The following is a 24,293-nucleotide window of genomic DNA, read 5'->3' as shown; positions in this document are numbered from 1 at the left end:
AGACACCAAGCCCCACCCACGCCACCTCCCACACCCCCACACCTCCCTGTCCGGATTCCGGCGAAGACGCCGGAAGACCCCCGAGGACCTGACACATGTCCACCACCACGACCGGCGCCGTCCCCCCGGCGCCCGCGCAGGCCGACCCGTACGCCCTGCGCGCCGAAGACGCCCGCCCGGCCCCCGAGACCTTCCGCGGCAGGCTGCGACGGCTCGGTCCCGGGCTCATCCTCTCCGCGGCCGTCGTCGGCTCCGGTGAGCTGATCACCACCACCTCGCTCGGCGCCAAGGCCGGCTTCGCGCTGCTCTGGCTCGTGATCATCTCCACCGCGGTCAAGGTGTGGGTGCAGATGGAGCTGGCCCGCTGGACCATCCTCACCGGCCGCCCCGCGCTCGACGGATTCCGTGACATCGGCCCCCGGATCGGCCGCCTGAGCTGGATCAACTGGCTCTGGATCGGCATGGACTTCGCCAAGATGTTCCAGCGCGGCGGCATCATCGGCGGCACGGCCGCGGCCTGTTCGATCCTGCTGCCGATCCACGGCGGCTCGCTCAGCGTCACGTCGCTCACCATCTGGGCGGTCATCGTCACGGCCGCCGCCGTTCTCATCCTCCAGACCGGCAAGTACCACGTCGTCGAGCGGGTCGAGGTCATCGGCATCACGCTCAAGACGGTCATCACCGTCGGCCTCGCCCTGGCCCTCCCCCTCACCGCGTTCGGCTACGGCTCGGCCGACCTCGCCGAGGGCCTGAGCTTCCAGATCCCGGCGGGCACGGTGGGCATCGCCCTCGCCATGTTCGGCATCACCGGTGTCGGCGCCGACGAGATGACGACGTACACGTACTGGTGTCTCGAGAAGGGCTACGCCCGCTGGACGGGCCCCGACGACGGCACGGAGGAGCGGGCGCGACGGGCCGAGGGATGGCTCAAGGTCATGCGCCTCGACGTGGGTGTCTCCTGGCTCATCTGCACCCTGTGCACCCTGTCCTTCTACACGATCGGCGCCTCCGTACTGCACCCGCAGGGCCTGGTCCCCGAGGGCAACGACATGATCACCACGCTCTCGCACATGTACACCGACGTGCTCGGACCGTGGGCGCAGTACCTCTTCCTGGCCGGCGCGATCGCCGTGCTCTTCTCCGTGACGGTCGCGTCGTCGGCGAGCGTGCCACGCCTGTGGGCCAACACCCTCGGCCTGCTCGGTGTCATCGACTGGCACGACCTGCGCTCCCGCACACGCACCATCCGGGTCCTGACATGGTGTCTGCCCCCGGTGTGGATGTGCTTCTTCCTGTGGGTGCAGTCCCCCGTCCTGATGGTCCAGATCGGTGGCATCGGCGGTGGCATCTTCCTGCTCGCCGTCGTGATCGCGGTGTGGCGCCTGCGCTACACCGGCGTCCCGCCCCGCTTCCGCGCCAACCCCTGGCTGACCACCGCCCTCGTGATCAGCAGCGCGGCGATCGCCTGCCTCGGGGTGTACGGGGTCCTGGACACGCTGGGCCTGACACCCGGCGCCTGAACCCCGCCCCGCTTCCGATGAGCCCCTCCCCCGAGAGGTCGACGATGCCCTCACCACCTCACCCGCACCCCTCCCGCCGCACCCTGCTGCGTACCCTCGCGGCCGGTAGCACCGGCCTGGCCCTCGGACCGCTCACCGCCTGCGCGGGCCCGACGGGCGCGCCGGGGCCGCGGACACTCTCGCTCGGCCTGAACCGCTCCCTGGTCAGCCTGGACAACAAGCTCAACCAGTTCGACGCCGCCGTCACCGTGCAGCGCGGTGTGCGGCAGGCGCTCACCACGATCCGCCCGGACCTGTCGGTCGCCCAGGTCCTCGCCGACCGCTTCGAGATGACGTCACCGACGACCTGGACGGTGCGGCTACGCGACGGCATCCACTACTCCGACAAACGCCCCGTACGCGTCGAGGACGTGGCGACCGCACTGCGCCTGTACGGGAAGGTCGACGGCTCGTTCGTCCGCGGCCTCTTCCCTGAACTCCCCACGGTGGAAAGGGTCGACGAGCGTACTTTCCTCCTCCACACACGCCGCCCGGTGCCCGTGCTCGACCGCCTGATGGCGAACATCCTCATCACCCCGTCCGCGGACAACCGCGCCGAGGAGCTGCGGTCCGGCGTGGGCACGGGACCGTACCGGGTGGTCGCCGCGAACAGCGGCACCGGTGAGTACACGCTCGCCCGCAACCCGAACTACTGGGGCACCCCGCCGCACGTCGACCGGGTGCAAGTCCGTTTCGTGCCCGAGGAGTCCAGCCGGGTCGTCGGGATCCGCAGCGGCGAACTCGACGTCGTCGACACCCTCACCCCGGACTCCGCCGACCAGCTCGACGGGCTTCCCGGGGTGCGCCTGGACCGCGTCCCCGGTGTGCGGATCTGCCAGCTGTTCTACAACTTCCGCAAGCCCAGGACGCATCCGCTGTCCGACGCCCGCGTCCGCAAGGCCCTCACCCACGCCGTCGACGGGGACGCGCTCATCAAGGACGTGCTCACCAGGTCCGCGGTGGAGGCCCAGGGTGTGCTGCCGCTGGCCCTCGAAGGGGCCGTGCGCACCGGGTCGTACCGCCACGATCCGGCAGCCGCCCGCGAGCAGTTGCGGGCTCTCGGCGCCGACGGGATGCGGCTCACCATCATCTGGGAGAGCGGCGAGTTCGCGGGCGACGCCTCCGTGATGGAGGCGCTGGTGGAGATGTTGCGGGACGCGGGCGTCCGCGCGCAGCTCAAGCAGTTCCAGCCGGGCGGCGACATCCTCGCCTGGCGGCAGGGCCGCGGCGGCGACTGGGACGTCATCGGCAACGGCTTCCCCGGCACCACGGGCCAGGCCCTCACCAGCCTCCAGGCCATGTACGCGGGCACCGCCGAGGACGACAAGACGGGTGACGCCTTCATGGGCTACGTGAAGCCGCACATCGAACGCCGACTGTCGGACGCCGCCGAGGAGACGGACGCGAAGACGCGCACCCGCAAGCTGAACGCGGCGCAGCGGGCGGTCTGGGACACCTGGCCGTGCCTGTGGTCCTTCGTGCCGAAGACGGTGCAGGCGCGCCGCGACCGGGTCACCGACCTCGAACTGGCGCCGCTCAACTGCTACGACCTGTCGACCGTACGGCTGGAGGGCTGACCCATGGCCACGGCCACGTACCTCGCTCGGCGTCTCGGCCAGAGCGTCCTGACCGTCTTCCTCACGCTTACCGTCGTGTTCCTGCTGATCCGGATGGCGCCGGGCGACCCGGCGTCCGCATACGCGGGGCCGACCGCCTCGACATCCGAACTCGCCCGTATCCGCGCCCAGTTCGGCCTCGACAGACCGCTGTTCGAGCAGTACGGCATCTACCTACGAGACCTGGTCAGCGGAAACTTCGGCACCAGCTACTCGTTCCACGCCCCCGCCTTCGACGTGGTCATGGACCGCCTGCCGTACACCCTCACGCTCGCGGTGTCGGCGATCGCCGTGACCGTCGTCGTGGCGGTACCGCTCGGCGTGTGGATGGCCCATCACGCGGACAGCGCACGCGAGTTGGGCGCCAACATCTTCACGATCGCCGGCCAGTCCATGCCCGACTTCTGGACCGGCGTCATGCTCCTCACCGTCTTCGCGGTCCTGTTCCCCGTCCTGCCGGCCTCGGGCTTCACCTCCTGGGGCGGCCTCGTCCTGCCGACGATCACGGTCGCGGTCCTCCAACTCGCCCTGGTCTCCCGGCTCGTACGCCGCGAAATGTCTGCCGCGCTCGCCTCCTCGTACGTGACCGTGGCCCGCTCGCGCGGGGTCAGCGAGCGCGCCCTGACCTGGCGCTACGCCCTCGCCAACTCGGCGGTGCCGCTGATCACCGCCGTCGGCACCCGGTTCGCGGCGCTGCTCAACGGTGTCGTGGTCGTCGAGGTCGTCTTCGGCTGGCCGGGCGTCGGCTCGCTCGTCGTCCGCGCCCTCGACACCCGCGACTACCCGCTGATCCAGGCAACGGTCCTGGTCACGGCCGCACTCGCGCTGCTGGTCCAACTCGTCGTCGACCTCTGCTACCCGCTGCTCGATCCGCGGGTACGACTCGGAAAGGCGGCCTGAGCCATGTCCGCCACGCTCTCCCCCGCACCCAGCGCCGTCACCACCCGCGACCTCAGGCGGGCCACGGCGACCCGCCAGCGGCGCAGCGCCCGCTTCAAACTCTGGGTGGGCGCGGTGTGCGCGGCCCTGGTCGTGCTGCCCGTCGCACTCGCCCGCGTACTCCCCTTGCCGGACGCCAACGCGCAGAACCTGGCGGCCCGCAGGCTCCCGCCGCTCACCGAGGGCCACCTGTTCGGCACGGACCAGCTGGGCCGCGACCTGCTCGCCCGGATCCTGCTGGGCGGCCAGGTGTCACTGACGGTCGGTGTGCTGGCCGTGATCGTGTCCGGCCTGATCGGCATCGCAGCGGGTTCGGCCGCGGGCTACTTCGGCGGCTGGGTCGACACGGTCGTCTCCCGCCTCCTGGAAGCCCAACTCGCCCTGCCCCTCCTGATGATGCTTCTGTTGGTCGTCGCCCTGTTCGGCCCGTCGATCCCCGTCATCACGGCGGTGATCGCGGTGGCGCAGTGGCCGGAGGTGGCACGCCTGACCCGGTCCCTCGTCCTCGTGGAACGCGAGAAACCGTACGTGGCCGCCGCCCGCCTCCTCGGCCTGCGCGGCTGGTCGGTCCTCGGCCGCCACGTGATCCCGAACATCGTGCGCCCCGCGGCCCTGGTGATCCTGCTGCTCCTGGCCCAGGCCGTCCTCCTGGAGAGCTCGCTCAGCTTCCTCGGCGCCGGCCCCCAACGCCCGTTCGCGACATGGGGCCGCATCATCTCCGACGGCCAGGCCTACCTCACCACGTCGTGGTGGCTGGTGACACTGCCCGGTCTGGTCATCGCGCTGCTGGTGGTCGGCGTCAACCTCGTCGGCGACGGCCTGCGCGACCGCGTCCCGGCACTCAAGTCGACGAAGGGGGCCCAGACATGACATCCACTCAGCAACCGCTCCTGGATGTGACGAACCTCCAGATCGAACTGGTCACGAGCCGCGGCATCGTACGCGCCGTGGACGGCGTGAGCTTCACGGTCCACGAGGGCGAGACGGTCACGCTCATCGGCGAGTCCGGCTCCGGCAAGTCGACGACAGCGATGGGCGTGCTGCGCCTCCTCCCCGAGGGCCTCGCCGTCCTCTCCGGCAGCGCGCGGATCGCCGGAGAGGACGTGATCGCCGACCCCACCGCCGCCCGCCGCGCCCGCGGCCGTACGGTGTCGCTCATCCCGCAGGACCCGATGACCGCGCTCAGCCCGGTGCACACCATCGGCCGCCAACTCGGCGACGCCCTCCGCCTGCGCCACCCCGGCATCAGCCGCGCAGAGATACGCGACCGGGGCACGGCCCTGATGGAACGGGTCCGCATCACCCACCCCGCACGCCGTTGGAAGGCCTACCCGCAGGAATTCTCCGGCGGCATGCTGCAACGCGTCCTGATCGCCATCGCCCTCGCCGCCGAACCCCGCCTCCTGGTGGCGGACGAACCGACATCGGCCCTCGACGCCACGGTCCAGGCCGAGGTCCTCGACCTCCTCATGGCCCTCCAGGAGACGGATGGCATCGGCTTGTTGATGATCACCCACGACCTGGGCGTGGCCCGCCTGATCTCGGACCGCATCCACGTCATGCGCGACGGCCGCTTCGTCGAGTCCGGCGAGGCAGAACAAATCGTCGACTCCCCGACGGAGGACTACACCCGCTCCCTACTGGCGGCGGTCCCACGGCTCGGCGCATTTATAAGCCCCTGCGGCGATTGAGCAGCGGGGTCCGGGGCAGAGCCCCGAGTCCGCAACCCCGGCAAGGAGCCAGCCCATGACCACTCCCGTTCCTCTCCTCCACGTAGAGGACCTCGTCGTCACCTACCCCACCCCCGGCGGAGCCACAACCGCGGTCGACCGAGTCAACTTCACGATCCCGCGCGGCAGCGCCCTCGCCCTGGTAGGCGAATCCGGCAGCGGCAAATCCACCATCGCCCACGCGGTGGTCCGCCTCCTGAAACCCACCTCAGGCCGCATCATCTTCGACGGCACCGACCTCGCCACCCTCCCCGAACGCCGCCTCCGCCCCCTGCGCCGCCGCTTCCAGATGATCTTCCAGGACCCGTACGGCTCGCTGGACCCCCACCTCACCGCCCAGGACATCGTGGCGGAACCCCTCCGCCTCTCCGGCCCCCTCTCCGGCACCCGCGACAGAGCGGCCCGCACACGCCGCGCGGCCGAACTCCTGGACCGCGTGGGCCTGCCCACCTCAGCCCGCGACCGCCGCCCCTCCGAATTCTCCGGCGGCCAGCGCCAACGCATCGGCATCGCCCGCGCCCTCGCCTCCTCGCCCGACCTGCTGGTGTGCGACGAGGCGACCTCCGCGCTCGACGTCTCCGTCCAGGCCCGCGTCCTGGAGCTGCTGCGCGAACTCCAGGCCGAGACCGGCATCACGTACCTCGTCATCGCCCACAACCTGGGCCTCGTACGGGAGATCAGCACCGACGTGGTGGTGCTGCGCTCGGGCCGGGTCGTCGAACAGGGCCGCACCGCCGACGTGTTGGCCTCGCCCACGGAGCCGTACACCCGCGACCTGCGCCGCGCCGCCCTCGACCCGGCGGCGATCCGCGGCCGCAAGCCCCGCGAGCTGCTGCACGCGCGCGGCCGGGCCCACACCCCGGCGTGACACACCACCCCACTGGAGACACACCATGCCGCCCATGACACCCACGACGCCGACCACCGGGACACCCACCCTGCCCGGCCACACCCGCACCGACCGCGCCCTGCCCACGCCCACCGTGCAGAGCCACGCCGCCAACCTGACCGTGCTGCCGGACGGCGAGCTCGGCTGTGTGTGGTTCGGCGGCACGCAGGAAGGCATGGCCGACATCTGCGTCTGGTTCTCCCGGCTCCCGGCGGGGGGCGCCGAGTGGTCCGAGCCGCAGCGTCTCTCCGACGACCCCGACCGCTCGGAGCAGAACCCGATCCTGACCGTCCTGCCGAACGGCGAGTGGTGGCTGCTGCACACCGCCCAGCAGGGCGGCCGCCAGGACACCGCGCAGGTGCGCCTGCGCACCAGCCGTGACCGAGGCGGGAGTTGGGAGGCACCGCGCACACTCTTCAGCGCGGAGTCCGGCGGAATATTCGTACGGCAGCCTCCCGTGGTGCTGCCGACCGGCCGGATCCTGCTCCCGGTGTTCCGCTGCACGACCCCCGAGGGGGTGGCGTGGACCGGCGAGCACGACACCAGCGCGGTGGTGGTGTCCGACGACGGCGGCACGACGTGGCGCGAGCACACCGTCCCGGCGTCGACCGGCCTGGTGCACATGAACGTCCACGCCCTGCCGGACGGCTCCCTGCTCGCCCTCTACCGCAGCCGGCGCGCCGACCACGTCCACCGCTCGGTCTCGTACGACGAGGGCCTGACCTGGACGGAACCCGAGCCACTCGACCTGCCCAACAACAACTCCTCCGTCCAGTACGTGCCACTGGCGGACGGCCGCCTCGCGCTCGTCTACAACCACAGCAGCGCGGCCGACGCCACCGACCGTCGTGTCTCCCTGTACGACGAGATCGACGAGTCGGGCGCCCTGACCGAAGCCAAGGCACCAGAGGCACCGGCCGCCGGTTCCGCCTTCTGGGGCGCCCCCCGCGCCCCGCTGAGCCTCGCCCTCTCCTCCGACGCCGGCCGCACCTGGCAGCGCGCCGCGGACCTGGTCACGGGCGACGGCCACTGCATGACCAACAACTCCCGCGACGGCCTGAACCGCGAGCTGTCCTACCCGTCCGTGGCCCAGTCCGCCGACGGCGCGCTGCACATCGCGTACACCCACCACCGCAAGGGGATCCGCCACATCCAGCTCACACCGCACGCCTGACCGCCGGGGGCACCGCCCCTGCCACTGCACCCACACCCCGCCGGTGTGATCGGCATCACCCTGTACTCCGCGTTGACGTCAGGTCATCATATGACCTGCGTTCGACGGCCCCACGGGCCTCGACCCACGGCCCTCGGCCCACGGCGAGAGACAGGGACAGACATCCATGCACGACCAGGATCACCCGGCCCCGACCGCCCCCACGACCCGCGTCGGCGTCGTCGGACTCGGGGCCATGGGGCTCGGCATGGCGCGCAGCCTGCGCGCCGCCGGGTTCCACGTGGCGGTCCACGACCTGCGCGCCGACGTGGCCGCCGACTTCGCCCGCGAGGGCGGCGCCGCGTACGACACGGCCGGTGACCTGGCGGCCGACGTCGACGTCCTCGTCGGTGTCGTGGTCAACTCGGCGCAGGTCGAGTCGGTCCTCTTCGGCGACGGCGGCGCGGCCCACCGACTGCGCCCCGGCTCCGTCTACGTCATGTGCTCCACCGTCGACCCGACCTTCTCCGCCCAACTGGAGGCCAGGCTCGGCGAGTTGGGCGTCCACTTCCTCGACGCCCCCATCTCCGGCGGCGCCGCCCGCGCCGCGACCGGCGAGCTGACGATGATGACCTCCGGCTCCCCGGAGGCGTACGCGCTCGCCGATCCCGTGCTCGACGCGATGAGCGCCACGGTCTACCGGCTCGGTGACACCGCGGGCCTCGGCTCCAAGGTCAAGATCGTGAATCAGCTGCTCGCGGGCGTGCACATCGCCGCCGCCGCGGAGGCCATGGCCCTCGGCATCAAGGCGGGCGTGCCGGCCGAGTCGCTGTACGAGGTGATCACCCACAGCGCGGGCAACTCGTGGATGTTCGAGAACCGCATGGCCCACGTGCTGGCCGGTGACTACACACCGCTCTCCGCCGTCGACATCTTCGTCAAGGACCTCGGCCTCGTCCTCGACTCCGCGCGGCCGGAGAAGTTCCCGCTGCCGCTGTCCGCGACCGCCCACCAGATGTTCCTTCAGGCCTCCGCGTCCGGCCTCGGCGGCGAGGACGACAGCGCGGTCATCAAGATCTTCCCGGGCATCGAACTGCCAGAACCGGGCATCGAACTGCCCCACACCCAGGACCAGGAGGCCTGACGTGCCCATCCGCCTCGGCTGCATCGCCGACGATTTCACCGGCGCCACCGACCTCGCCAACAACCTCGTGCGCGCGGGCATGCGCGTCGTCCAGCTGATCGACGTACCGGCGGCGGCCACCGAGCCCCCGGCGGACGCCGACGCCGTCGTCATCGCGCTCAAGTCGCGGACCGTCCCGGCGGCCGAGGCCGTCGACTCGTCGCTGCGCGCCCTGGAGTGGCTGCGCTCCGCGGGCGCCGAGCAGATCTACTTCAAGTACTGCTCCACCTTCGACTCGACGCCGGCCGGCAACATCGGCCCGGTCACCGAGGCCCTGATGGACGCGCTCGGCACCGACTTCACCGTCGCGACGCCCGCCTTCCCCGACAACGGTCGCACCATCTTCAAGGGACACCTCTTCGTCGGTGACGTGCTGCTCAGCGAGAGCGGCATGCGCCACCACCCGCTCACCCCGATGACCGACTCCAACCTGGTGTCCGTGCTTGCCGCGCAGACCGAGCGCCCGGTCGGACTCATCGACCACAAGGCCGTCGCGGCGGGCCCCGAGGCCATCACGGCGCGCATCGAGGAACTGCGCAAGGACGGCATCGGCGCCGCGATCGTCGACGCCGTGTCGAACGACGACCTCGTACGCCTGGGGGCGGCGGTCGCCGGCCTGCCGCTGGTCACCGCCGGTTCGGGCCTCGCCATCGGGCTGCCCGCCAACTGGGGCATCGAGCCGTCCCCGGAGGCCGCCGAACTCCCCGCCGCCTCCGGCCACTCGGCCGTCATCGCGGGGTCGGTGTCCGCCGCCACGAACGGTCAGGTGCGCGCGTTCCTGAACACCGGGCGGCCGGCCTTCAGCGTGGATCCGCTGCGGATCGCGGCGGGCGAGGACGTGGCTGCCGAGGCGCTCGCCTTCGCCGACACCCACCTGTCGTCCGAAGGGCCGATCCTCATCTACTCGACCGAGTCCCCCGACGCCGTACGCGATGTGCAGGGGCGGCTCGGGGCCGCCGAGGCCGGGGAGTTGGTGGAGCGGACGCTCGCGCGCGTCGCCCAGGGGCTCGTCGAACGCGGTGTCCGGCAGCTCGTCGTCGCGGGCGGCGAGACCTCCGGCGCCGTCGTCCAGGCCCTCGGCCTGACCGCCCTGCGCATCGGCCCGCAGATCGATCCCGGTGTGCCGTGGTGTGCGGCACACCTCGCCGACGGTGACACCCTCCACATCACCCTCAAGTCGGGCAACTTCGGCGGCCCGGACTTCTTCACCGCATCCTTCTCCCGCCTGAACGAGGTCACGGCATGACCCCCGACACCGCACGCGCCGAGATCGTCCGCGTCGGCACCAGCCTCTTCTCCCGCGGCTACGTCCACGCCAGCGCCGGCAACATCAGCGCCAAGCTCGACGACGGCGAAGGCGAGGGCGCGGGCCACCTCATCACCCCGACCGACGCGGCCCTCGGCTTCCTCTCCCCCGACCGGCTCGCCCACGTCGACGCCGACGGCAGGCAGATCGCAGGCGACCGCGCCAGCAAGACCCTCACCCTGCACCGCCGGATCTACGAGGCCGACCCCACGGCCCGCTTCGTGATCCACACCCACTCGACCCACCTGGTCGCGCTCACCCTCGCCGGTGTGTGGCACCAGGACGATGTGCTGCCGCCCATCACCCCGTACTACGTGATGAAGGTGGGACACGTCCCACACATCCCGTACCACCGGCCCGGCGACCCGCGCGTCGCCGATCTGGTGACCGAGCGGATCAACTCCCGTGCCGCGCACGGCACTCCGATCCGCGCGGTCCTGCTCGACCGCCTCGGCCCCGTCGTCTGGGGCCCGGACGCCGCCTCCGCGCTCGCCGTCCTCGAAGAACTCGAGGAGACGGCCCGCCTCTGGCTGACGACCGACCGCAAGCCCGCACCGCTCCCCGACGAGGCCATCGCCGAGCTGAGAGACACGTTCGGCGCGGCCTGGTAACACCCGCTCGCCCCTCCCCTCCCCCACCTGAGCCGCACAAGGAAGTGCCCCTCATGTCCACGACCGTCCCCACGGCCGACACACCTGAACTCGCGCGTGAGAACGCCGTGTTCCGCAAGGTGATCCGCCGCATCGTCCCCTTCCTGATCCTCTGCTACGTGGTCTCCTACCTGGACCGCGTGAACGTGGGCTTCGCCAAGCTGCAGATGTCCTCGGACCTCGGCTTCAGCGAGGCGGCCTACGGTCTCGGAGCCGGCCTGTTCTTCATCGGCTACTTCTTCTTCGAGGTCCCCTCGAACCTGCTGATGCAGAAGGTCGGCGCCCGCACCTGGATCGCCCGCATCATGATCAGCTGGGGTCTGGTGTCCGCGGCGTTCGCCTTCGTCAACAGCGAGGCGACGTTCTACGTACTCCGCTTCCTGCTCGGCGCCGCCGAGGCCGGCTTCTACCCCGGCGTGATCCTCTACTGCACGTACTGGTTCCCGTCCCAGCGCCGGGCCCGTGTCATCGCGATGTTCATGTCGGCGATCCCCGTCGCGGGCATCTTCGGCAACCCGCTCTCCGGCTGGATCATGGACGTCTTCGACGACAAGGCCGGCTGGAGCGGCTGGCAGTGGCTGTTCGTCGTCGAGGCGATCCCCGCCCTCGTGATCGGCGTGGTCTGCCTGTTCTGGCTCGACAACAGCGTGCGTGACGCCAAGTGGCTGAGCGACGACGAGAAGTCGGTCATCGAGCGGGCCCTCGCCGCCGACGCCACCCACCATACCGTGCACGGCCGCGCCCTCGACGCCTTCCGCAACGGCAAGGTGTGGCTGATGTGCCTCATCTACTTCTGCTTCGTGATGGGTCAGTACGCGCTGACGTTCTGGATGCCGACGTTCGTGGAGTCGACCGGCGTCGAGGGCGGCCTCGCGATCGGCGCCCTGAGCGCGGTTCCGTACCTGGCCGCGCTGATCGCCATGAACCTCTTCGGGTTCTCCGCCGACAAGCGCCGCGAGCGCCGCTGGCACCTGGTGATCCCGTCCCTGATGGGCGCCGTCGGCTTCTCGATGGCGGCGAGCTTCACGGGTTCGACCCCGCTGGCCCTCATCTCCCTGTCGATCGCGGCGGCCGGCGTCCTGACCTGCGCCCCGCTGTTCTGGTCGCTGCCGACCGCGTTCCTCGGTGGCACGGCGGCCGCGGCGGGCCTCGCGGCGATCAACTCGGTCGGCAACCTCGCCGGCTTCGTCAGCCCGTACATGATCGGCGCGCTGAAGGACGCGACCGGTTCCACGGCGATCCCGATGTACGTTCTGGCGCTGTCGCTCGTCATCGGTGCGGCGGCCGTCCTGACGACGAAGAAGAGCGTCGTCAACCGCTGACGCACCCACCTCTCTCGATAGGAGTCACCATGCCGAGGTTCGCGGCGAACCTTTCCATGCTGTATCCCGAGTACGACTTCCTGGACCGCTTCGCCGCGGCCTCGGCGGACGGCTTCGAGGCCGTCGAGTACCTCTTCCCGTACGCGTACGGGACCGGGGAGCTCCGCGCCCGCCTCGACGAACACGGCCTGAGCCAGGTCCTGTTCAACGCCCCGCCCGGCGACTGGGACTGCGGCGAACGCGGCATCGCGGCGCTGCCCGGCCGCGAGTCGGAGGTTCGCGAGGGCATCGACAAGGCCCTGCACTACGCGGCCGCGCTCGGCAGCCCGCGCGTGCACATGATGGCGGGCCTCGTGCCCGAAGGTGTCTCGCGCGCCGAGTGCCGGGACACGTACCTGAGCAACCTGGCGTACGCGGCCGAACAGGCGGCGCCGGCGGGGGTCGACATCCTGATCGAGCCGATCAACACCCGTGACATGCCGGGCTACTTCCTGAACCACCAGGCGGACGCCCACGCGGTCGTACGGGAGATCGGCGCGGCCAACCTCAAGGTCCAACTCGACCTGTACCACTGCCAGATCGTCGAGGGCGACCTCACCGCCACCCTCCGCCGCGACCTGCCGACGGGCCGCGTGGGCCATCTGCAGATCGCGGGCGTCCCCGACCGCCACGAGCCCGATGCGGGCGAGCTGAACCTCCGTCACCTCATGTCCTGTGTGGACGAGTTGGGCTTCGACGGCTGGATCGGCTGCGAGTACGTCCCCAAGGCCGGCACGAGCGAGGGGCTCGGCTGGCTGAAGAACATCCAAGGAGAGCAGCACGCATGAGGATCGTCATCACGGGCGGTTTCGGCTTCCTGGGTCGCCAGGTCGCCGAGGCCCTGCTGGAGCGGCGCACGTTCGACGGCCTGCCCATCGACCGCCTCACCCTCGCGGACAAGTTCGTCCCGGACGAGTCGCCGCTCAAGGCGGACCCGCTGGTGGACGTGGTGCGGGGCGACCTCACGGACCGGCTCGCGGAGTTGTTCGCTGAGCCTGTCGACGTGGTCATCCACCTCGCGGCGGCGGTGTCGGCGGAGTGCGAGGCGGACTTCGACCTCGGCATGACCGCCAACCTGGACACGACCCGCGCCCTCCTCCAGGCGGCCCGCGCCCAGTCGGAGGCGGGCGGCCCGACCGTACGCCTCGTCCTGGCCAGCAGCGTGGCGGTCTACGGCTCGGACGCGGCGCTCCCCCTCCCACCCGTGGTCAGTGAGTCGACGCTGCCGACGCCGCAGTCCAGCTATGGCGTGCAGAAGCGGATCTGCGAGCAGCTGGTCGCCGAGTACACGCGCCGCGGATACGTGGACGGCCGCGTGACGCGCCTGATGACAGTGTCGGTACGCCCCGGCAAGCCGAACGCGGCGGCCTCCGGCTTCCTGTCCGGCGTGGTCCGCGAACCCCTCGCGGGCCTCCCGGCGACGTGCCCGGTGAGCCCGGACACCCAGGTGGCGCTGGCCTCCCCGCGCCGCACGGTGGAGGGCATCCTGCGCGTGGCGCAAGCCGAACGCGGCGCACAGGAAGGCCAGTTGACCGGCAACATCCCGGTGAACCTCCCCGCCCTCACGGTCACGGTCTCCGACATCCTCCACACGCTCCGCGAGGTGGCAGGCGACACGGTCGCCGACCTGGTGACGGTGTCACCGGACTCCTCCATCGAGTCGATCGTCGGCTCCTGGCCGGCCTCCTTCGACAACACCCGCGCGGCAGCGCTGGGCCTCTCCCCCGACCCGGACTTCGCCTCGGTGATCCGCCAGTACGTCGCCGACCACCCGGACGCGGTCACGGCCGAGGTGTCCGCGGCCACGTCGATAGACTGACGCCATGTTCAACAAGGTGGACGGGCCCGTGCGGCTCGCCGATCGCGTCGCCGCGATGCTCACCGAGGAGATCGAATCGGGGCGGCTCACGGCGGGCGACAAGCTGCCGACCGAGGTGGAGCTCGTCAAGCAGCTCGGCGTCAGCCGCACGGTGATCCGCGAGGCGGTCTCACGCCTTCGCAACGCGGGACTGGTGGAACCCCGCCAGGGCAGGGGCGTCTTCGTGCTGCCCCGCCGCACCCGTCCCCTGGACCTGGAGGGCGACACCGAGTCACCGGGCACGCTGGCGAAGGTCCTCCAGATCGTCGAGGTCCGCCGCGCGATGGAGGCCGAGGCCGCCCATCTCGCGGCGACCCGCGCGAAGCCCGCCGACATCGTGCGGATGCGCGCGGCGCTGGCCGCGATCGACACGGCGGTCGCAGCGGGCGGCGACGGCACGGACGAGGACCTCGCCTTCCACCGCTCCATCGCCGAATCGACGGGCAACCCGATCCTGGTCTCGACGGTCCACTACCTCGGCGAGGTCTCCCGCGGCGGCATCCGCGTCACCCGCGCCAACGAGGCCCGCCGCGACGACTTCTTCGAGGCGGTCCGCCACGAACACCAGGCGATCCTCACGGCCATCGAATCCGCCGACCCCAAGGCCGCCCGCGCGGCGGCCCGCCGCCACATGAAACACGCCGCCACCCGCCTCCAGAAGGCGGACCCGGAATTCTGGGACGAGGCGGAGGCCCTGGACGTGGACGTCGACCTCGACCTGGACGCGGGGGCCTGAGCCGAGCACGTAGGCGCCGTTCCGCCGGTTTCGCGTAGGGCCGGTCAGGCCCCCTCGTCCCACGCTCCGCCCAGCGCCAGCAGCTCCGTGCTGTGTTCCACCTGGGAGATCCACTCCGGGGGCCAGGCCGCGATCCCGTGGTGGGCACCCGCGAAGGCACCCGTGAGCGCGGCGATCGAGTCGGAGTCGCCGGATGTGCACGCGGCGCGGCGGACCGCCGTGACCGGGTCGTCGGGGAAGAGCAGGAAGCACAGCAGGCCGGTGGCCAGGGCCTCTTCGGCGATCCAGCCCGCGCCCGTGGCCAGGCACGGATCGGCCTCCGGGTCGACACCGCCGGGCGCGGTGGCAGCGGCCAGGCGTTCGAGGACGCTGATGCATTCCTGCCAGCCCCCGTCGACGTAGGCCGCCCCCTGGGGTGCGAGGTCACCGAGCCACTGGCCCCAGCCGGGCGGCGGTGTGAGGACCGAGGCGCGGGCGTACGAGAGCAGCAGCTCGGGCAGGAGGGCGGGCGCCGTGCCGTGGGCGAGGAGCCGGATCGCGTACGCGGTCAGGTCGCTGGCGGCGAGGGCGGTGGGGTGGCCGTGGGTGAGGGCGCTCTGCAACTGGGCGAGCAGAGCGCGGTGGTGGGGCGCCGGGCCGGGGACCAGTGCGACGGGTGCGACGCGCATGTTGGCGCCGCAGCCCTTGGAGCCGGCGATCGTCGCCTGTGCCCACGGGGTGCCCTTGCGCAGGGCGCGGCACGCCGTCATACAGGTGTTGCCGGGCGCGATGCCCGGGTGGTCGAGCCAGGCGGCGAAGCGCTCGATGAGCGCGCTGGTCACCGGCTCGGGCCGACTCAGCCCACCGGCCTCCTGAACGTCACGCAGGGCACGCGCCACCGCGAGCGTCATCTCGGTGTCATCCGTGACGAGCGCGACGCCGTCGTGCCGCACGGGAAACCGCATCCCGCGCCACGGCCCGTACTCGGCCTCGATGCGCTCGACGGCGAGGAACTCGGTGGGCTGCCCCATGGCGTCACCGAGGGCGGAACCGATGAGGGCGCCGGTGGCGGGGCGTTTGTTGGTGAGGCGCATGGTGGTGCTTGGTCTCTTTCGTTGTGTTTTCGTCGCTTGGATCAGCCGAAGACGCCCATGGAGATGTCGGACACGGGGATCATGACGCTGGGCCGAAAGCCTCGGTTGATCGACAACCACTGTGCCGTGGGCTCCTGGCCGAGTAGCTGCTCCACCGTGCCCGTGCCGGTGCGCGGCCAGTCGCTGGGAACGTACTGGTCGCTCGTCGCGACCTCGAGGACCCCACGGTGCCGGGCATTCTTGTAGTCAACGACGCGAGGGCGGTCGCCGTCCGGGAGCGGGCAGCGCACCTCGGACCGGCGCAGCACCTTCAGGAAGTCGGCCGCGGTGAGGCGGCCGGCCTTGAGGAGCATGAACTTGTTCTCAAGGTCGTTCTCCGGGTACCGGAATCCCATGCCGGCCGGTGAGGGCTGCCACTGGGGGTTGGCCTCGAACTCGGTGAGGGAGCCGTCGGGGAGGATCTGCCACCTCCCGACAAGTCCCTCAACCGGGATCTTGCTCTTGTCGTAGAGCGGGAACGCCTGGTCGACCACGAACCACGTCCGCTCGCCGGCGTCCGGCTTGGCAAGTTCGGCGGTCTTCCGCATCTCGTCGGTGACGTCCACGGTGAAGCCCTGGCCGCGGCGGAAGACCGGGAAGTGGTGCGAGAAGAGAGTACGTCGGTTCACGGGCACGCCGCCCGGCGTGGCGAGCTGCTGCCGCAGGACGTCCTTACTCTCGGCCTCCCCTTCGCTGCCGGGAATGACGCGTCCCGGGTACGGCCACGCGCCGAGACCGGCCTCTTGGGCGTGCACGAGGTATTCGGTGGGGGAGAGACCGCGGGAGTAGGCGTCTCTTCTGCGCAAGATCCAATAGGTCTTCGAGTTGGAGGCCGGATCTCCCTGCTCCCTGATGGACATGACCCCTGCGGCACCTTCCGCGTCCGAGGCCCACAGGCAGCCGATAACACCCAATGGGTTGCCCAGGAGTACGTACTTCACGGGGCCGGAGCACAGCGTCTCATAGTCCGGCGGGCTGTACACGAGGGTGGGATGCAGGTCCTCGGACAATGGGCCGCCGGCCACCCTGTGCCCGTTTCCTGGATCCGGATTCCTGTTCACTTCAAAATCTCCCCATAGATATGGTGCTGCCCGCCCTTCTCCACGACCGACGTGACGTGGAACTCCTTCCCACGGCCGAGAAGCAGCTCTCGTTCGCCCGCGTTCTGCGAGATTCCGTCGACCCAGATTCCCTCTGTACCTTCGGGGGCACGGAGGTGAAGGATCGCGGGCTTGTTACCAAAAGCCGCGGGGCCCAGCGAAGCGGACATGTAGCCCTTTTCGTCGATAACTTTACCTGTCAGCTCCTCGACGTTGTCCACCTTGAACTCCTCGAGCCAATGGTCAACGCCCGTACCACGGTGGACGACCAGATCTTCGGGCAGAGCGGACCTGGACATCGCCGAGTCCATGTCGTTGATCCAGCTGCTGACCTGCTCGGTCCCCATGGCCTTCCCTCGGAGGAACTGGTTGATGGGCACATAGCTGTTGCCCGAGTAATCGACCAGGGCGTCCCGCTCATGGGCGGGCAACGAGTCGACGAACCCTCCCCAATTCGACTTGCCGTATGCGATTCCCTGGGCCTCGTCGAAGTCACGTGCCCCATCGAGGACTCGATCGGGTCTCCCGTGGGATGCGTCACCGGCGGTGGTTCCGTCGGGGGAACCCGTGTGGGGTGTGTCCGGTGCCGTTGTGTCGGGGCCCGCCGTGTCCGTTTCGCCCCAGTTGGGGCGTTCGCTAGCGTCGGCGGCTTGATGGTCCGCGGGTGACCCGAGGTCGTCCGCCGGGCCGGCGGAGGGCGGCGGCTCCTTGGTCCAGCCGTCCGGCAGGCCCGACGGGTTGGAGGCGGTGGGGGTGGGAGTGGCTTCGGATGGGGCGGCTTCCCACGGGTCGGTCGTGTGCTTGGCGCCCGACTCACCGGCCGATTCGGCGAAGTCCTCCGCCGCATGCCGCCCCGCGCCCCGAGCCGCCGCCTCCGTGGCCTCCTCGGCTCCGTCGCGCGCCACCGCGGTCAAGCCACGCCGCGCCGCCGACGCCCCTGTCGCCGCGCCGCCCGTGGCGACGTCGGTCGCGGCATCGAAGAGGAACGTACCCGTCGCCTCCACCGGGTCCTTGGACCAGCCGGAGCCGGCCAGGCCCTTCACCAGGTCGACGGGGTGGTTGGTGCTCTTGACCAGCCCCGCGGTCAGCCCGCTCACGTTGGAGAGGTACTGCATCGGGTGCGTCAGGTTGTACGGCGTGATCGGCTGCACCGTGTTGATCAACCGTACGGTGTCCGAGCCGCCCTTGATGAAGCCGCCCAGCAGGTGCTCGGTGCTGACGATGCCGGACTTCGTGTAGTCCCCGACCGCAGACAGGAGTTGGGTCCCCACTCCCGGTGCGTCGGGGGCGCCCTTGGACGCCTCGACGACCTTGGCCTTCGCGGTGGCGGCCGCCGAAGTGCGCTGGCTCCGCGCCTCGTTGAGGATCTCGCGGGCCTCCTGCCGCCCCGACTCCCCTGGGTCGTGGAAGGCTCCGGGGTCCTTGGGCGCGGGCCCCTGTTCGGCGCCGAACGACCCGGCCACCTTGTAGTCCCACACCGCCTGCTGCTCGCGCTCGTACGCGGCCCGCGCGTGCTCGGAGCGCTGCTCGGCGGCGCGCCAGGTCCGGACGGCCACGGCCGCCTGCCCCCGCGCCCACTCGACGGTGTCGGCGTACGCGTGCAGTGCGGTCGCGGCGTCGTGGCAGGCGTCGGCCGCGGTCAGCCACCGCTTGGGGTGCGCGTCGAACTTCTCGCGGAACGCGTCGCCCGCCGCGCCGCTCCACTCCCCGGTGGCGATCTTCCGCAGCGCCTGCCCGGTCGACTCGAAGGCCTTCGCGAACTCGGCCAGGTGGTCGGCGGCCTCGCGCAGATCGCCGGGCGAACCGTGGACGAGCTCGCCCGGCTCGACCGTCTCGTCGAGTTCGCGCTCGGACACGTCCATGCCCAGCTTGTCGCCGGCCCATTCGAGGCCGTCCTTCGTGCCCTCGACGACCGTGTCCTTCACGGCCCCGACCTTGTCGGAGACCCAGTCGGTGACGCCCATCAGCCGTCACCGCCGCGGCCCGCACCGTAGGCGGATTCGAGCAGGTCGATGCTCGCGCCCCTGACGCCGCTGGTGGCGGAGTCCTTCATGGCGCTCGACCACTGCCGACGCATGTCGTCGGTGGCCGAATGGAGCGCGTCCGGCGACGCGTCGGGCCGGACGGTCTCCTGGATGCCGTCCCCGATCTCGCCCCACGACATCTTGCTCGCCTGCTCGCCGGTGACCGTCGGGGCCCCGTACTGCGCCATGACGGCGTCCTTGACGATGCCCTCCCCGTACTCCTCCATGTCGTGGTACGTGCCGGCGGACAGATCCAGCTTGTCGGCGACGTCATTGCCCTCTTGTACGAGTTCGCGCACGCCCCAGGCCCACCGCTCGCCGAAGGTCGTCAGCGCGGCGGCCAGGCCCGCGTCCCCGACCTGCAGCTTGCTCAGCGAGATGTCCTCGAAGCCGCGCCCCACGGCGCCGTCCCCGACCGCGTGCAGCCCGCCGAGCGACTGCAGCTCGTCGATGACCTGGTTGATGCCCTTGGCCGCCTGCTTGAGCAGGTCGGGGTCGACCCCGTAACCGCCGCCGCTCATGCCATCGCCCCCTGCGCGAGGGTGTCGACGGCGATCGCGTCCGGGACGATGCCGGACGTGGGCGGCAGCAGCATCGGATACGCGCCGACCACGTCGACCGCGATGCCCGCCGGCTCCCTCACCTCGCGTACGAAGTCGGGCAGGACGTCGTCCAGAAGCCGGAAGCCGAGCACGGTCACGAAGCTGATCCGGCCGTGCTGCGCGGCGAGATCCGCGTCGTCGTGCGCGCCCTTGGCGTGCACGAACCGCTCCAACTCGCCCTGCGAGGTGAAGGCGTACAGCCACCGTGTGCCTTGCACCGAGCCGTTCCACAGCGAGCGCGGCCCAGCCATCGGCACGATGACCGCCGCCTCACGGAACGCCGCGAGCAGCGCGTCCCGATCCCCACGCTCCGCGTAGAAGTCCCGTATCTCGGCCGCCAATTCGGCCCGCCCGACGTCACCCGCGGCCATCTGGGCATGGCTGGGCCCCGGTTGCGCGTGCATCATGCGTTGCTTCCTCCCCGTGCGCGGCGCGATGATCATGCAATCACAAACGTGCGTGCACGCCACAACGACGGTTCGAAAAGCAAAAAGTCCTGGTCGAGATTGCTCTCGACCAGGACTCTCAGCGGAGCCGTAGCTCACTGAACGTGTCCGAGGGGGGACTTGAACCCCCACGCCCGATAAAGGGCACTAGCACCTCAAGCTAGCGCGTCTGCCATTCCGCCACCCGGACAAGGTGTACGCCGCTCGGGGGCTGGCCCCGTGGCGACGAAGAGAACCTTATCAAGGTTGCGGAGTGGCTTTCACCAGCACCTATGCGGTGCTGCGGGCTCCGCGGTGCTGCCCGACGTTCCTACGGCGCCGTCATCCGCTCCTCCACCTCCGGATGCTTCTTCAGCCACGCCGTGACCGCCTCCGCCTGGTGGCCCTGGCCGTGCTTGTTGATCTCGATCTCCAGGGTGCCGAGCTCGTCCTCGGTCATCTTGAAGTTCTTGAACCACTTCGTGAGCTGCGGGTACTGCTTGATGAACGCCTTGCTGGTGACCGTGCGGATGGTGTCGCCCTTGCCGAAGAGGCCCTTGGGGTCCTTCAGCTTGGTCAGGTCGTACTTGCTGTACGCCCAGTGCGGCGTCCACAGAAGCACCGCGATCGGCTCCTTCTTGGCGTACGCGCGCTTCAGCTCGGCCAGCATCGCCGGCGTCGAGCCGTTGACGACCTTGTACTCCTTGTCGAGGCCGTAGCCCGGCACGACATCCTTCGTGAGGATGTCCATCGTGCCGGTGCCGCCCTCGATACCGACGATCTTGCCGTTGAACTCCTTGGCCCTGCCCTTGAGGTCCTCGAGCGACTTGATGCCCTTCACGTACGACGGAACGGCGATCTCGAGCGAGGTGGGCCCGTACCAGGAGCCGAGGGTCGCGACCTTGTTCTTGTACTTGTCCCAGTAGCTCTTCTGCGTATACGGCAGCCAGGCGTCGAAGTTGACGTCGAGGTCACCGGTGGAGAGACCCGTGTAGACCGGGCCGACGTCCATCTGCTTCAGGTTGAGCTTGTAGCCGCGGTTCTCCAGAACGTGCTTCCAGAGGAAGGTGACCGCGATGTCCTCGTCCCACGGGAACCAGGCGACGTTCACCGGGCGCTTGGCCTCGGCCGGGGTCGACTGCTTCTTCACCGGGGCGAGCTTGTCGACGAAGCCGGGGTCCTGCTGCTTCAGCCACGCCTTGACGGCGTCCTGCTGCTTGCCCTTGCCCGACTTGTTGATTTCGGCCTCGAGGCTGGTGAGCTGCTTGTCGGTCAGCTTGAACGACTTGAGCCACTTGTCGACCTCGGGGAAGTCCTTGCCGAAGCCCTTGCGCCCGATGGAGTGGATGCCGTCACCCCTGCCCCAAGTGCCCTTCGGGTCCTTGAGCTTGGTGAGCTTGTAGTCGTTGTACGCCCAGTGCGGCGACCACAGCGGCACCACGATCGGCTTCTTCTTGGCGTACGCGCGCTTCAACTCGGCCAGCATCGCCGGCGTCGAGCTGTCGACGACCTTGTACTCCTTGTCGAGGCCGTACTCCTTGAGAACCTTGCTCTTGAGCAGCGCCGACTCACCGGCGCTGGCCTCGATGCCGGTGATCTTGCCACCGAACTTGTCCGCCTGGCCCTTCAAGTCCTCCATGGACTTGATGTCCTTCATGTACGAAGGCACCGCCAGCTCCAGAGAGGTCGGGCCGTACCAGGAACCCAGGTCCTCGAGCTCCTTGCCGTACTTCTTCCAGTACTCGGCGTGCGTGACCGGCAGCCACGAGTCGGTCTGGAAGTCGACCGAGCCCTCGGCGAGCGAGGTGTAGAGCGGGCCGGCGTCGAGCTGCTTCATCTCCACCTTGAAGCCGCGCTGCTCCAGGACCTCCTTCCACAGGAACCCGGAGGCGACGGCGTCGTCCCACGGCACGTAGCCGAGGGTGATCTTCTTGCCCTGGCCGACGTCGGTGGACGCGGCGGTCGGGGAGGTGGCGGCGTTGTTCTGGCCGAACATGCCCATGCCGCCGGCGACCAGCGCGAGGACGACGACACCGACCACGGCGACTGCCGGACGGGGGCGGTACGACCAGATCTTCAGGCCCTGCGTGGCCCGCAGCTTGTTGAGCGCGCGGCGGCCGAGCGGGGACACCTGCTGGCCGAGCGAGCTGGTCATGCGGTCCAGGTAGATCGCCAGGATGACGATGGAGATGCCGGACTCGGCGCCCAGGCCGACGTTCAGCTGGCCGATGGCCTCGTTGACCGCGCCACCGAGACCGCCGGTGCCGACCATGCCCGCGATCGCGGCCATCGACAGGCCCAGCATGATGACCTGGTTGACGCCCGCCATGATCGTCGGGAGAGCCAGTGGAAGCTGGACGCGGAACAAGGTGTTGCGTGGTGTCGTGCCGAACGCGTCGGCGGCCTCGACCAGCTCCTTGTCGACCTGCCGGATGCCCAGCTCGGTCATGCGCACGCCCGGCGGCACCGCGAAGATCAGCGTCGCGACGATACCGGCCGGAGCGCCCGAGCCGAAGAACAGGATCGCCGGGATCAGATAGACCATCGCCGGCAGCGTCTGCATCAGGTCGAGGACCGGACGGAACAGGTTGCTGACCCGGCTGGAACGCGCCGCCCAGATGCCCAGCGGCACACCGATGATGAGCGCGATGAGTGTTGACACGAGGACGAGCGACAGGGTCTCCATCGCCTTGTCCCACAGCTCCAGGTTCTGGATGAACCAGAACCCGATGAATGTCAGTACACCGCCGAGTGTGCCGCGCAGCCAGAAGGCGATGACGGCGAAGATGCCCGCGAGCAGGAGCGGCTCGGGGGCCTGGAGGAGTTCGGTCAGGCCGTTGTAGACACCGTTGAAGATGCTCTCGAAGAAGCCGAACAGCCAGTCCAGGTGGACGAGCATCCACTGGACGACGTCATTGACCCAGTCACCAAAGGGAATCCTAGGCACCGGCGATCACCTTCTCCGCCGGCTCGTCCTCGATGAGGTCGGCGGCCGCTGCGCCTGATTCCACGGTCTTCGTCGGCTCGCCGAGCACGGCAAGCAGCCGCTCGCGCGGGACCACACCGACAAGGTCACCCGCGTCGTTCACGACGGCCACGGGTATCCCGCTCGTCGAGCACGGTGTGAAGAGCTCGGCGATCGGTGTGTCCTCGTGGACCCTCGCCGGGGCGTCGGCCATCGCGTAGCCCTCCGCCGGCTCGGCCATGATCGCCCGCGCGCTCAGCACACGGGAGCGGTCGACGTCCTGCGTGAAGGAGGCCACGTAATCGTTGGCCGGCGTGACGAGAATGTCCTCGGCCGAACCGATCTGGACGATACGACCGTCACGCATCACCGCGATGTTGTCGCCCAGGCGCATGGCCTCGTTGAGGTCGTGCGTGATGAAGACGATCGTCTTCTTCAGCGTCTTCTGCAGCTCAAGCAGCTGGTCCTGCATGTCGCGCCGGATCAGCGGGTCGAGCGCACTGAAGGACTCGTCCATCAGCAGCAGGTCGGCGTCGGTCGCGAGCGCGCGGGCCAGACCCACACGCTGCTGCATACCGCCGGACAGCTCGTCGGGGAAGGACTTCTCCCACCCCTCAAGACCGGCCAGACGCAGCGCCTCGACCGCCCGCTCCTCACGCTCCGCACGCGGAACGCCCTGCACCTCCAGGCCGTAGCCCGCGTTCTCCATCACGGAACGGTGCGGGAACAGCGCGAAGTGCTGGAACACCATGCTGATCTTGTGCGAGCGGACCTCGCGCAGCTCCTTGGGAGCCAGCGCCGGCAGGTCCTCACCGTCGAACCTCACATGCCCCGACGTCGGCTCCAGGAGACCGTTGAGCATCCGCAGCAGTGTCGACTTGCCCGATCCGGACAGGCCCATGACCACGAAGATCTCACCGGACTCGACCGTGAACGACGCGTCGATCACGGCGGCGGTGGTTCCTTCGGCGCGCAGCTCTTCACGGTCTGCACCGCTGCTGAGCTTCTGCACAGCCTCATCGGGTCGTCTGCCGAACACTTTGTACAGGTGCTCGGCCACCAGTCTCGGGGGCACACGGACCTCT

The 24,293-nt window shown here is 70.0% G+C and carries 20 protein-coding genes, 1 tRNA gene and 1 pseudogene; 14 read left to right on the top strand and 8 right to left on the bottom strand.

Annotation, left to right across the window (positions count from 1 at the left end):
- Window positions 1-95: 95 nt before the first annotated feature.
- The 14 genes and pseudogenes from ACYSUO_RS05295 to ACYSUO_RS05230 all read left to right on the top strand — a co-directional run bounded on the left by ACYSUO_RS05295 (window position 96) and on the right by ACYSUO_RS05230 (window position 14,980).
- Complete coding sequence (locus tag ACYSUO_RS05295; RefSeq protein WP_461774809.1) at window positions 96-1,520, top strand: Nramp family divalent metal transporter; 1,425 nt, start codon at window positions 96-98, stop codon at window positions 1,518-1,520.
- A 44-nt stretch (window positions 1,521-1,564) separates the two neighbouring features.
- The gene (locus tag ACYSUO_RS05290) at window positions 1,565-3,136 is read left to right on the top strand and encodes an ABC transporter substrate-binding protein (protein WP_461774808.1); all 1,572 of its coding nucleotides are present in this window, start codon (window positions 1,565-1,567) and stop codon (window positions 3,134-3,136) included.
- Window positions 3,137-3,139: 3 nt separating this feature from the next.
- Window positions 3,140-4,075 carry an ABC transporter permease gene (locus ACYSUO_RS05285; RefSeq protein WP_461774807.1) on the top strand — a complete coding sequence of 312 codons (936 nt, stop codon included), beginning with the start codon at window positions 3,140-3,142 and terminating at the stop codon, window positions 4,073-4,075.
- Between the two features lie 3 nt (window positions 4,076-4,078).
- Window positions 4,079-4,984: an ABC transporter permease gene (locus ACYSUO_RS05280; protein ID WP_461774806.1), complete on the top strand. Its 906-nt coding sequence runs from the start codon at window positions 4,079-4,081 to the stop codon at window positions 4,982-4,984.
- A complete protein-coding gene (locus ACYSUO_RS05275; RefSeq protein ID WP_461774805.1) occupies window positions 4,981-5,805 on the top strand; it encodes an ABC transporter ATP-binding protein in 825 nt (274 codons plus the stop codon). Before ACYSUO_RS05280 ends, ACYSUO_RS05275 begins: the two co-directional genes overlap by 4 nt.
- 55 nt (window positions 5,806-5,860) lie before the next feature.
- Complete coding sequence (locus ACYSUO_RS05270) at window positions 5,861-6,712, top strand: ABC transporter ATP-binding protein (RefSeq protein ID WP_461774804.1); 852 nt, start codon at window positions 5,861-5,863, stop codon at window positions 6,710-6,712.
- Window positions 6,713-6,746: 34 nt separating this feature from the next.
- Window positions 6,747-7,907, top strand: a complete 1,161-nt coding sequence (locus ACYSUO_RS05265) for a sialidase family protein (protein ID WP_461774803.1) — start codon at window positions 6,747-6,749, stop codon at window positions 7,905-7,907.
- Window positions 7,908-8,070: 163 nt separating this feature from the next.
- A pseudogene (gene ltnD / locus ACYSUO_RS05260) lies at window positions 8,071-9,030 on the top strand (L-threonate dehydrogenase); the annotation flags it as partial.
- 1 nt (window position 9,031) lies between these two features.
- Window positions 9,032-10,315, top strand: a complete 1,284-nt coding sequence (gene otnK / locus ACYSUO_RS05255) for a 3-oxo-tetronate kinase (RefSeq protein WP_461774802.1) — start codon at window positions 9,032-9,034, stop codon at window positions 10,313-10,315.
- Complete coding sequence (locus ACYSUO_RS05250) at window positions 10,312-10,986, top strand: class II aldolase/adducin family protein (protein WP_461774801.1); 675 nt, start codon at window positions 10,312-10,314, stop codon at window positions 10,984-10,986. Before otnK ends, ACYSUO_RS05250 begins: the two co-directional genes overlap by 4 nt.
- Before the next feature lie 53 nt (window positions 10,987-11,039).
- Window positions 11,040-12,347: an MFS transporter gene (locus ACYSUO_RS05245; RefSeq protein WP_461774800.1), complete on the top strand. Its 1,308-nt coding sequence runs from the start codon at window positions 11,040-11,042 to the stop codon at window positions 12,345-12,347.
- 29 nt (window positions 12,348-12,376) lie between these two features.
- Window positions 12,377-13,174 carry a 2-oxo-tetronate isomerase gene (gene otnI / locus ACYSUO_RS05240; protein ID WP_461774799.1) on the top strand — a complete coding sequence of 266 codons (798 nt, stop codon included), beginning with the start codon at window positions 12,377-12,379 and terminating at the stop codon, window positions 13,172-13,174.
- Complete coding sequence (gene denD, locus ACYSUO_RS05235; protein ID WP_461774798.1) at window positions 13,171-14,205, top strand: D-erythronate dehydrogenase; 1,035 nt, start codon at window positions 13,171-13,173, stop codon at window positions 14,203-14,205. The genes otnI and denD overlap by 4 nt, the downstream gene beginning before the upstream one ends.
- A gap of 4 nt (window positions 14,206-14,209) precedes the next feature.
- Window positions 14,210-14,980, top strand: a complete 771-nt coding sequence (locus tag ACYSUO_RS05230) for a FadR/GntR family transcriptional regulator (RefSeq protein WP_461774797.1) — start codon at window positions 14,210-14,212, stop codon at window positions 14,978-14,980.
- Window positions 14,981-15,024: 44 nt separating this feature from the next.
- Here the strand turns inward: ACYSUO_RS05230 and ACYSUO_RS05225 are convergent, their stop codons facing one another.
- From ACYSUO_RS05225 to ACYSUO_RS05190, 8 genes are all read right to left on the bottom strand, one after another.
- The gene (locus ACYSUO_RS05225; protein WP_461774796.1) at window positions 15,025-16,053 is read right to left on the bottom strand and encodes an ADP-ribosylglycohydrolase family protein; all 1,029 of its coding nucleotides are present in this window, start codon (window positions 16,051-16,053) and stop codon (window positions 15,025-15,027) included.
- A 41-nt stretch (window positions 16,054-16,094) separates the two neighbouring features.
- Entirely contained in the window at window positions 16,095-16,952 is an 858-nt protein-coding gene (locus ACYSUO_RS05220) for a hypothetical protein (protein WP_461774795.1), read from the bottom strand.
- A 197-nt stretch (window positions 16,953-17,149) separates the two neighbouring features.
- Window positions 17,150-19,156, bottom strand: coding sequence for a putative T7SS-secreted protein (locus ACYSUO_RS05215; protein ID WP_461774794.1), 2,007 nt, complete (start codon window positions 19,154-19,156; stop codon window positions 17,150-17,152).
- Window positions 19,156-19,737 carry a hypothetical protein gene (locus ACYSUO_RS05210; protein WP_461774793.1) on the bottom strand — a complete coding sequence of 194 codons (582 nt, stop codon included), beginning with the start codon at window positions 19,735-19,737 and terminating at the stop codon, window positions 19,156-19,158. Before ACYSUO_RS05210 ends, ACYSUO_RS05215 begins: the two co-directional genes overlap by 1 nt.
- The gene (locus ACYSUO_RS05205) at window positions 19,734-20,225 is read right to left on the bottom strand and encodes a hypothetical protein (RefSeq protein ID WP_461774792.1); all 492 of its coding nucleotides are present in this window, start codon (window positions 20,223-20,225) and stop codon (window positions 19,734-19,736) included. Before ACYSUO_RS05205 ends, ACYSUO_RS05210 begins: the two co-directional genes overlap by 4 nt.
- A gap of 144 nt (window positions 20,226-20,369) precedes the next feature.
- Window positions 20,370-20,454 (bottom strand) — tRNA-Leu (locus tag ACYSUO_RS05200).
- A gap of 120 nt (window positions 20,455-20,574) precedes the next feature.
- Window positions 20,575-23,190 carry an ABC transporter permease/substrate binding protein gene (locus ACYSUO_RS05195; protein ID WP_461774791.1) on the bottom strand — a complete coding sequence of 872 codons (2,616 nt, stop codon included), beginning with the start codon at window positions 23,188-23,190 and terminating at the stop codon, window positions 20,575-20,577.
- The gene (locus ACYSUO_RS05190) at window positions 23,183-24,283 is read right to left on the bottom strand and encodes a quaternary amine ABC transporter ATP-binding protein (protein ID WP_461774790.1); all 1,101 of its coding nucleotides are present in this window, start codon (window positions 24,281-24,283) and stop codon (window positions 23,183-23,185) included. The genes ACYSUO_RS05195 and ACYSUO_RS05190 overlap by 8 nt, the downstream gene beginning before the upstream one ends.
- Between the last annotated feature and the right edge of the window lie 10 nt (window positions 24,284-24,293).

Source organism: Streptomyces sp. UC4497, assembly GCF_054871485.1.
This window is presented reverse-complemented; position numbering and strand designations above follow the sequence as displayed.

Bases quoted from the DNA above. Each gene is read 5' to 3' on its own strand.
- ACYSUO_RS05295 (WP_461774809.1), top strand. From the start codon at position 96: ATGTCCACCACCACGACCGGCGCCGTCCCCCCGGCGCCCGCGCAGGCC.
- ACYSUO_RS05290 (WP_461774808.1), top strand. From the start codon at position 1,565: ATGCCCTCACCACCTCACCCGCACCCCTCCCGCCGCACCCTGCTGCGT.
- ACYSUO_RS05285 (WP_461774807.1), top strand. From the start codon at position 3,140: ATGGCCACGGCCACGTACCTCGCTCGGCGTCTCGGCCAGAGCGTCCTG.
- ACYSUO_RS05280 (WP_461774806.1), top strand. From the start codon at position 4,079: ATGTCCGCCACGCTCTCCCCCGCACCCAGCGCCGTCACCACCCGCGAC.
- ACYSUO_RS05275 (WP_461774805.1), top strand. From the start codon at position 4,981: ATGACATCCACTCAGCAACCGCTCCTGGATGTGACGAACCTCCAGATC.
- ACYSUO_RS05270 (WP_461774804.1), top strand. From the start codon at position 5,861: ATGACCACTCCCGTTCCTCTCCTCCACGTAGAGGACCTCGTCGTCACC.
- ACYSUO_RS05265 (WP_461774803.1), top strand. From the start codon at position 6,747: ATGACACCCACGACGCCGACCACCGGGACACCCACCCTGCCCGGCCAC.
- ACYSUO_RS05250 (WP_461774801.1), top strand. From the start codon at position 10,312: ATGACCCCCGACACCGCACGCGCCGAGATCGTCCGCGTCGGCACCAGC.
- ACYSUO_RS05245 (WP_461774800.1), top strand. From the start codon at position 11,040: ATGTCCACGACCGTCCCCACGGCCGACACACCTGAACTCGCGCGTGAG.
- otnI (WP_461774799.1), top strand. From the start codon at position 12,377: ATGCCGAGGTTCGCGGCGAACCTTTCCATGCTGTATCCCGAGTACGAC.
- denD (WP_461774798.1), top strand. From the start codon at position 13,171: ATGAGGATCGTCATCACGGGCGGTTTCGGCTTCCTGGGTCGCCAGGTC.
- ACYSUO_RS05230 (WP_461774797.1), top strand. From the start codon at position 14,210: ATGTTCAACAAGGTGGACGGGCCCGTGCGGCTCGCCGATCGCGTCGCC.
- ACYSUO_RS05225 (WP_461774796.1), bottom strand. From the start codon at position 16,053: ATGCGCCTCACCAACAAACGCCCCGCCACCGGCGCCCTCATCGGTTCC.
- ACYSUO_RS05220 (WP_461774795.1), bottom strand. From the start codon at position 16,952: ATGTCCATCAGGGAGCAGGGAGATCCGGCCTCCAACTCGAAGACCTAT.
- ACYSUO_RS05215 (WP_461774794.1), bottom strand. From the start codon at position 19,156: ATGGGCGTCACCGACTGGGTCTCCGACAAGGTCGGGGCCGTGAAGGAC.
- ACYSUO_RS05210 (WP_461774793.1), bottom strand. From the start codon at position 19,737: ATGAGCGGCGGCGGTTACGGGGTCGACCCCGACCTGCTCAAGCAGGCG.
- ACYSUO_RS05205 (WP_461774792.1), bottom strand. From the start codon at position 20,225: ATGATGCACGCGCAACCGGGGCCCAGCCATGCCCAGATGGCCGCGGGT.